The sequence below is a fragment of the Pseudoalteromonas sp. S2893 genome (genome assembly GCF_005887105.1).
Taxonomy (GTDB): Bacteria; Pseudomonadota; Gammaproteobacteria; order Enterobacterales; family Alteromonadaceae; genus Pseudoalteromonas; species Pseudoalteromonas atlantica.
The window spans coordinates 171,597-180,311 of the sequence record NZ_PNCY01000016.1 but is presented as its reverse complement, the minus strand read 5'-3'; the positions used below and the strand labels follow the sequence as shown (position 1 = coordinate 180,311).

Here is an 8,715-nt window from a genome sequence, read left to right as displayed (position 1 = left end):
AAATATTACGCTTCCTCACCAACCTTGGTGAGTACTTATTTTTTAGCGATGTAATTAAAGCATGAGGTATGTTTACGCGCAAGAGTGAATCGATTTGTTGCAGCTATCAGCTATCAGCTATCAGCTATCAGCTATCAGCTATCAAAAATAATATACACTCTGAGTTAATAGAAAAATTTATATCGTGTTTTGTATTATTATTTTCGTGGCATAAAACCTAAGTGCGCCACCAAGCCGCCTACAAAGTAACATATAAGTCTAGTAGAAAACCCATGTAGGCGTGAAGCTTGCTCACGCATTTTTATAAATACTTAAAAGCGTTGCTTTTAAACGCCAGCAAGCTGCGCGTCTACAAGTTGCCTAGCCCTTCGGACACGCTTCCGCCCCTAGGTTGCAGTTCCTACGTACTGATATTTACTTAGTTTTGCGGTATAAAGGCACAACTACGCTTTAACCTTTCGCCTTTAACCTTTAACCTTTACTGCCTAATATCTTTATTATCGACACTTACTTCGATTTTTTGATTAAGTAAGTTAATTAGTAAAATACTACGCATGTCGCCATCAGGCTCTTTATATATTGCTGTAATATTATTGAATGCGTTGTTGTGAACGCTCACAGTATCGCCTGCTTTTGGTATTGTTGATTCGACAGACTCTGTGCGCTCACATTTAAGTTGTTCTATAAGGCCTTTTGGCACAACCTGGTAATGAGCGCCATAAGTTACAAACCCACTAATTCCGCGCGTATTTTTAACAGCAGAAAAGTTACCGTTTTGATACTCTAAGCAAATAAATAAGTAGTTTGGAAATAGAGCAGACTGTTTAACAGTTCGCCTGCCTTTGATGAGTTTTTCAGTGGTTAATTTTGGATAAAAAACTTCAATGCCTTGATTTAGTAAGTTGATGGCTGCTCGCTCTTCTTGGTGAGGTTTACATGTAACTAAATACCAACTTTTCACAGCAATCCTTACTACATACACAATTGCAACAAACACAACATTATTTTTAACAGCAACTGATTATAAACAATTTAAGTTTCTTAAGCAAATAGCCGTTTAAGGTAAATATGCACTTACTTTGTTAACAGCAGCCATTATATTTGTTGTAACCGTTGCTGTTTATATAACCTAAACCAAGCTTAAAATACGGGGTTGGACTTATTGTTATAACGCGTCATAAAGCCTAAGTGGGCCAGCAAGCAAAACGCCTACAACGTTACCCTCTAAAGCGCAGCGTCTCTTAATCCTTTTGTGAATAAACTACTTAAAACCCTATGGCACAAGGAGAAGAAAAAGAGGAGTAAATGAGCGGTGATTAAACAAATGCAATTATATATTCTTACCGCTCTATAGCTGAGCGCCTCTACCTTCTTCGTAAATTAATTACTTAAAATCCTATTGGACAAAGATACGTAAATGAATACTTACAAATAGCAGCGAGTTTGCCTCGCATCTAAATTTATTATTTTAACGTGGCATAAAGCCTAAGTGTGTAAGTAAGCAAGGTCCCTTCAATAGCAATACACCTAAGTTTTGCTTAAATTACTGTTTAGCCCTACTTTTAACTTTACTCTTAAAAAACTAAATGTAGATACCTATGCAAATACTTCACCACGGAGCGGTAAATGGCGTAACAGGCTCGTGCCATGAATTAGTTATTAATAGTAAAACTAGCGTGCTAGTAGACTGTGGGCTTTTTCAGGGAGAAGACGCAAAAAATGATTTATCAATAGACTTTGATATTGCGCACATTACCGCGCTTATTGTTACCCATTGCCACATTGACCACGTGGGGCGCATTCCTTATTTATTAGCAGCCGGTTTTAAGGGGCCTATTTATACTACGCCTGCCTCGGCTAGCTTGCTTCCACTAGTGATTGAAGATGCGTTAAAGGTAGGTGTTACTCGCGATATAAAAATTATAAATGCCTGCCTAAGCTTGCTAAATAAGCAGATAGTAGCGGTTAATTTTAATACTTGGTTTGAGCTGCCTTGCGCCAACGAGCAAATAGCTAAAGCGCGGTTTCAGCGTGCTGGGCATATATTAGGCTCAGCCTATGTAGAAATAGATGTTGGCATTAATACAAAGAATAATAAAAGCCATAGAGTAGTGTTTTCGGGCGATTTAGGGGCGCCCTACACGCCGCTATTACCGGCTCCAAAACCCCCTTATAAGGCCGACACATTAGTTATAGAGTCAACCTACGGTAATAAAAATCATCAAGGCCGAAAAGAGCGCACCCAAACACTAAAAAATGTAATTGAACGCGCAGTAGCAGATAACGGCGTAGTGTTAGTGCCGGCATTTAGTATTGGCCGCACACAAGAGCTACTTTACGAGCTAGAGCAGCTAATACATCAATCAGCTGAAGGGTCGCCTTGGCGAAGTATTCATGTAATTTTAGACTCCCCCATGGCTGCCAATTTTACAGAGCAATATATTAAGTTTAAACACTTATGGGATGCAGAGGCTAAGCGCAAAGTAGCCAAAGGCCGCCATCCGCTAGACTTTGAAAACCTAACCACCGTTGATACCCATAGCGAGCATATCGCTATTATTAATTATTTAGCGTCGCGACAAACACCTGCCATTATTTTAGCTGCCAGCGGAATGTGCAGTGGCGGGCGAATAGTTAATTACCTTGAGCGCTTTTTACCTGACAAAACAACCGATGTATTGTTTGTTGGCTACCAAGGCCGCGGCACATTGGGGCGCGATATACAAAAATATGGCCCCCGCAATGGGTATGTTTTTATAAACGATACGCGTATTACAATTAACGCACAGGTGCATACCATTAGCGGTTACAGCGCCCATGCGGATCAAAACGGATTAGTTAAATTTGTAACCGGTATGCGTAAAAAGCCAAGTCATATAAAAATTGTTCACGGCGATGAAGATGCAAAGCGCACATTAACAGGTAAGTATAAAGAGGTATTGGGCAGCGAGGTGAAAATTGAGATAGGGCGGTGATAATTAATTACGGAACAAAATGTACATATATGGCACCTGAGGGTAAACATTAAATCCAAATGACACCATGCTTTAGGTGTCATTTGAATGGACATATATTTATACAATTTTTAGAGTTCTATAGCTTTATAAAATATTAAAAGTTTTATTGCTCTATTGTAAGCTTAGGTAAGCCAAGCTTATACCTTATAAAGTTAATTACTTTACAATAGTTTGCAAGTGCATATAAATATAGGCTAAATACAGCTAGAAAACTATAAAACATATAATACTCTGGAATATTATACACTTCTCCGATCATCCCAACTCCAGCGAATATTGAAGCGATCAAACAAATTAATGCCAATGTTTGCATTGGAGAGCAACCAATTCTCTGACAGATATGATGCAAATGCTCTCTATCAGGTTTAAACGGCGATTTTTTTTGTTTCACTCGTCGCACCATTATAGCGACCATATCCATTAATGGCACTGCTATTAACCAAAGCGCTGTTACAGGGCGAATCATTGGACTGCCAGGGTTTTGACTGGCACCAATCAACAACCAAATTACAGTAAAGCCAATCATCATACTGCCTGCATCACCCATAAATACTTTTCTGGCACGTCCAAATAGGCCTAGATTCATTATAATATAAGGGATCATAGTTACTACTAACAGCACACAAAGATAGCTTAACTTTTGTTCACCAGTAAAGAATAATAGAATAGCGATACTGCCAAATGTTACGATAGACAAGCCTCCTAAAAGCCCGTCTATGCCATCAACCATATTAAATGCATTGATACAGCCAATAACAGCAAATACTGTAATTATTGGCCCAACCCATAATAAATTTACTTCTCCAAACCCAAACATATTGCCTAATGTCTGCATTTGCGCATCAGCAAAGTAAATCATAAAAATTGAAATACCCGTTTGAACGGCCATTCTGAACTTTACACTCAGATCGTACTTATCATCGAGCACACCTATTGCTGTTAATGCGGTTATACATAGCATAAATAAGTTTTCGTGATTGATCATGCCGGGGTGTGAATAAATATAATGTACAATAGTAATACATATTGCCACGCCACCAACCAGTGGAATATTACCGGTATGGGCTTTTCTGCCAGAGGGTATATCTACAAGGCCAATATTACGTGCCACTTTACGCATCAGAAATAACATTGCGAATGCTATAATAAAAGTAAATAGAAGATCTAAAATCATATAAAGTTCCGTGTTAACTAGCTAAGTTAACTTAATCTGGTTATTTCAGTTGATTAAAACACTTTTAAAAAAGTGCCTTCTGAATTTTTAAATAATTACAGCTAAAGTAAGAATTTCCCTAAATACGCTCGCGTGCACACAGTTTGATTTAATATAAACCATTGAATTAAAACAACTTTAAATTAACAACTAACGCATCTAAGTAATTTGGATTATTTAGAACCTTTCTAAACAATAATGAGTAAAATTAAATAGTTGTGCCATGATACGAACACATCAGATAGATTTTATTATTCATTTATTTGTTTAGCAATACAGTACTTCACTATTCTAAAGCTGAACTCTGAACAAGCATTGAATGAAAGTGAGAACTAAAGGCCTATTTCACGAGTGAAAATTTAATCGCTAAGGTTTTACGAGCGTCACGCTGTACGAAATACAGCTCTCCATGCATAAAATGTAAAGCAAATTACAGATTTTATAAAAGGAAGCTTTTCTACTTCACGATAAATTTGCCACTGCCGTTTGGCTTTTTTTAATTTGTTTCTAGAAATAGAGTTAGGCATTATTCTGTAGTTCGTTAGTACATCGTTTAATAGGTGCGCGTTTTTCCCAGACTTTAATAACTTTAGCCATGTTGCATAATCTTGACCTGTTCTTAGCAATGGCATAGTAATATCTGAAAAAGCATTACGCCTTAACATTACTGTAGAGCAACCTAAGGTTGCTTTTTTTCTTAGCATGTCTTCATAAGTAAAAAAGCCAGTTTGCGTTGCATCTACTGTTTTACCTATTGACTCTCCACGTTCATCTATTAAGGCATAAGCAGTAAAAGAAAAATCAATGCTATCCCCCATAAAAGCAACTTGCTTTTCAAGCTTATTAGGAAGCCAACAATCATCGCTATCAATAAACGCTATAAAGTCGCCCTGTGCATGACTCAGTGAGCTATTACGGGCTACAGCAGCACCTAAATTAACCGCATTTTTAAAGACTTTTACTCTTTGGTCTTTTTTAGATATCTCTTGCAGCAATTGATATGTTGAATCAGACGAGCAATCATCAGTTACTAACCATTCCCAATTATCTAGCGTTTGTGAGGATATAGACTTATAGGTTTCGAGCAATTCTGAACTAGAATTATAAGTCGCTGTAATAATTGAGATAAGGTGCATATTAACTCTTAATTAGTGTGTAGTAAGACGGCATTTTCAACTTGATGTATTTTTGAACAACCTTTGCCAAAAATAGTAATTTAATCTTATATATTATGTTGATCATAACAATTTATATAAAGCATTGCTTTAGCGTTATTATCAAGATAACTTATAAAAGTAACTAGTAATTGATACTGGTAGTAACATAAAAGCGGCTTTAAGAGAGGGTCTTTTAACAAATGATTTTACTGCATATTTAAACCTAATTAAGGGTTTTTTCCTTGATGCCGCAAGAGAGACTCTTAAATATCTAGCTGCTAAAAAAGAATCATATAAATTTAAACTTGTTAAAGAAGCTTCATATTTATTTGCTAAATAATCGCTGACCTCTAAGTATTTCATATAATTGCCACTTATTTGAGTATTGCTTTTATGTATTGTGTACAATAAAGATGAAGCATTATTGTGAGCCACTAGAGATAGCCTGGCTATTCTTATCCATAAATCATAATCTTGCGAAGCCTTCAGCTTCTCGTCAAACATACCTGCCTCAATAAAAAACTTTCTTCTTACAGACACACATGAAGTAGAACCAATGATATTACCTAATTTTAGAAGATTTTCGAAGCAAGAGCCTTTATGTTTTGGGTGGTTTTCTCTAACAATTGAAGTTAAATCGTCGTTATAAACAAATTTTTTACCTGTATAGACTAAACCTACATCTTGGTTATTAAATTGCTCTAATCTAGTTCTGATACTATCGTGAGTATATGCATCGTCATCATCTAAAAAAAATAAAAACTCTCCTTTTGATACTTCTGCCCCTTTATTTCTAGCAACATTACCGCCTAAGCTTTTAGAATGGTTAATGATTGTAAAGTCAATCTCAGCGCTATCATCTATATTTAGCATAGAGAGATAAATAGTAGCCCCCCCATCGTTAACTATGATTATTTCATCTGGTTTTTTATCATTATCTACAACGCTTTTAACGGCTCTCTTTAAAAATTCAACTCTATCCTTGGTGGTAATAATAACTGATACCATGATAACCCTCTGTGTTTAACCTTTTTAATAACTTAAAAGTAAAAGTTATAATTATTTATTTCTGTTGAAGCTGTTACATATAAAACTAAAACATATATAGCTAATAAAAATAAAAATTGAACATATTTGTTAACTTTAAAATTATAGCTAGCAATTAATAACGGAATCAAAAGCACCTCTAGTACTCTAAAGAACATATTGAATCTAGCAGCCATCATATCCACACTACCTAATGCCATATATATAAAAAAGCCAAACATATAAAGTGTAAATAATAGAGCTGCTAACCTTCCTTGTTTAAATATAGGCTTAGGAAAGATAAGCACACCTATTATTATCAATCGTAGTATAATAGAAGATAAGCTAACCTCGCCCCATAAATCTTGCCAGCGAGTTACATTAACACCCACCACCATGAAAATACGAGTCAAGATATCAATTTTATAAGCTATAAAAGATAACAAAATAACAAGTGAGAACTTTTTATAAGAGTTGATCAAAAAGAAGCGACTACCAATGTAGCCAATCAGTATGATGAGGCCAGTAGAATGAAAGAGGGCTGAAAATATGGATATAAAAAGAACTTTTAGCGATTTATTTTCATATATATAGGGAATGCTATAAATAAAGAACCCCATAGTAATAGCTTGCCTCATGGCGTTAAAGTTATAATTTATATAAAAGAAACAAAAATAAATCAAAATCCCATAAGACAATGTAATCTGATGATATTTATTGAATTTTTTTAGCCCTAAGCATAACGGAAATAAGCTTAAAGCGGCACATAGAGCAAAATAAACCACGTGCGAATCAAATGCTTTTGCTACCGCAGTTAAGAGTTTAAAACCCGGTTCTATGTTGCCATATCCACGGAAAATATCATCTCCACTCAATATGGAAGGAATATAATTGTAAATAGCTAAGTACGTAGCAAAATCTTGTCCTGTATGCCAACGGACAGCTGATATGACAATTAAACAAGTTGCTATAACTAGTGAAAGAGTACTTTTGACACCTAGGCTCAATGTTCTTGTTTTGTCTATTTTAATGTTTTCTATATAGATAAAACTACAAAGAAACAAAAATAATAAAGCGTAAATAAGCATTTCTAACCTTTCAATACTGAAAAAGTTACACAAAGCCTAAAATGCTAGGTGCAAAATAAATAAGAAGTTCTTAAAGAGTAATTATACTATATAATTAGTGCGACAAAACTCCCATACTGAATAGTTTACTTAGCTATTCTCAAATTCCATAGCATCTTATATAACATTGTAATTACTCGCTTTTAGATTCTAATTAAAAGATGATTCAATCACCTTATTTGCTCTTAGGAATATAAAATCTAATAAGCACTATGATGACTCCAAAAAAACCGCCTAAAAGAGCACCTAATATACAAATGAGTGCGCGTTGAGGGGCTGATTTTTTCTCGGGTACTATAGCTGGGTCAATAGTTTTAAATACATATTCATCACGTACATTAGCGAACATAATTGTTTTTGCTTGTTCTTCTATCAAGTTATATAAAACTGTACGTATATCTGCGACTTGGGTTTGCTTCAATTGACGCATTAAAAATTCAGTACTTCGATTAGCTTCTTCAACATCACGGGTTTTCATTTCTAAATTAATATCTTCAATTAGCCAACTGACCCATTGCTTTGCGATAAAAGGAGATTGATGTTCTACTGATATGATGAACATTCCAGTCTTTTCGTCTGCATTAGCTCTCATTACTTCGCCGAAGACACTAAAAGCTTCTTGCATTGATGGTTTTGACTGGTAAGGAGCTTTAACTTCACGAACCCATTTATCGTTGGCTTTATCATAAAGTTCATCGTCATAAGTGATGGTATTATTTTTATGTTGCCACTCATTAATAGCCATTAAATCTGGTAAGATTTTATGCTTTTTTATAAAATTGGCTGCGAACTGCCGTGATTTAATCACCTCTAGCGCAAGCTGTGCTTTATTTATTGAGCCGCCCCCCAAACTCCCCCCAGCCAAACTTGCCAAACCGCCAAACTGGCTTGCCAATGCGCCTAAACCACCTTGCTGCTGAGCTTCTGCTGGTGCCAATAACGCTTCAGATTTATAAACATTCGGAAGACTAATAGCGTAAAAAACTGATGCCACAGCAAATAAAGTAGTTAAAGCAATAACTATCAACTTGCCTTGCCAAATAACGGTAAATAGCTCACGAAGGTCTATCTCATCATTGGTAATATTATCAGTCACTGAACCATTTGCTTGCTTTAGGTTATTTGAGTTGTTTTCCATCTAAATCTCATAAGTTTAGCTATCAAAATTGTACAAA

7 protein-coding genes are annotated in these 8,715 nt (G+C 35.5%); 1 reads left to right on the top strand and 6 read right to left on the bottom strand.

Features of this window, described 5'->3' with window-relative positions; genetic code table 11:
• Positions 1 to 478 precede the first annotated feature (478 nt).
• Positions 479 to 961, bottom strand: a complete 483-nt coding sequence (rfaH, locus tag CWC04_RS10780) for a transcription/translation regulatory transformer protein RfaH (protein WP_138685404.1) — start codon at positions 959 to 961, stop codon at positions 479 to 481.
• Between the two features lie 637 nt (positions 962 to 1,598).
• Between rfaH and CWC04_RS10775 the strand changes: the two genes are divergently transcribed.
• Complete coding sequence (locus tag CWC04_RS10775) at positions 1,599 to 2,975, top strand: MBL fold metallo-hydrolase RNA specificity domain-containing protein (RefSeq protein WP_138685403.1); 1,377 nt, start codon at positions 1,599 to 1,601, stop codon at positions 2,973 to 2,975.
• Positions 2,976 to 3,120: 145 nt separating this feature from the next.
• Here CWC04_RS10775 and wecA read toward each other — a convergent pair whose 3' ends face one another.
• The 5 genes from wecA to CWC04_RS10750 form a co-directional block, all read right to left on the bottom strand.
• Complete coding sequence (gene wecA, locus CWC04_RS10770) at positions 3,121 to 4,191, bottom strand: UDP-N-acetylglucosamine--undecaprenyl-phosphate N-acetylglucosaminephosphotransferase (RefSeq protein ID WP_138685402.1); 1,071 nt, start codon at positions 4,189 to 4,191, stop codon at positions 3,121 to 3,123.
• Between the two features lie 422 nt (positions 4,192 to 4,613).
• Positions 4,614 to 5,366, bottom strand: coding sequence for a glycosyltransferase family 2 protein (locus CWC04_RS10765; protein WP_138685401.1), 753 nt, complete (start codon positions 5,364 to 5,366; stop codon positions 4,614 to 4,616).
• 141 nt (positions 5,367 to 5,507) lie between these two features.
• The gene (locus tag CWC04_RS10760) at positions 5,508 to 6,395 is read right to left on the bottom strand and encodes a glycosyltransferase family 2 protein (protein WP_138685400.1); all 888 of its coding nucleotides are present in this window, start codon (positions 6,393 to 6,395) and stop codon (positions 5,508 to 5,510) included.
• Positions 6,396 to 6,427: 32 nt separating this feature from the next.
• The gene (locus CWC04_RS10755) at positions 6,428 to 7,501 is read right to left on the bottom strand and encodes an EpsG family protein (protein ID WP_138685399.1); all 1,074 of its coding nucleotides are present in this window, start codon (positions 7,499 to 7,501) and stop codon (positions 6,428 to 6,430) included.
• Positions 7,502 to 7,715: 214 nt separating this feature from the next.
• On the bottom strand, positions 7,716 to 8,678 hold the full coding sequence (locus CWC04_RS10750; RefSeq protein WP_138685398.1) for a Wzz/FepE/Etk N-terminal domain-containing protein: 963 nt from the start codon (positions 8,676 to 8,678) through the stop codon (positions 7,716 to 7,718).
• Positions 8,679 to 8,715 lie beyond the last annotated feature (37 nt).

Coding starts and splice junctions, on each gene's coding strand:
- CWC04_RS10765 (WP_138685401.1), bottom strand. CDS start 5,366: ATGCACCTTATCTCAATTATTACAGCGACTTATAATTCTAGTTCAGAA.
- wecA (WP_138685402.1), bottom strand. CDS start 4,191: ATGATTTTAGATCTTCTATTTACTTTTATTATAGCATTCGCAATGTTA.
- CWC04_RS10760 (WP_138685400.1), bottom strand. CDS start 6,395: ATGGTATCAGTTATTATTACCACCAAGGATAGAGTTGAATTTTTAAAG.
- CWC04_RS10750 (WP_138685398.1), bottom strand. CDS start 8,678: ATGGAAAACAACTCAAATAACCTAAAGCAAGCAAATGGTTCAGTGACT.
- CWC04_RS10755 (WP_138685399.1), bottom strand. CDS start 7,501: ATGCTTATTTACGCTTTATTATTTTTGTTTCTTTGTAGTTTTATCTAT.
- CWC04_RS10775 (WP_138685403.1), top strand. CDS start 1,599: ATGCAAATACTTCACCACGGAGCGGTAAATGGCGTAACAGGCTCGTGC.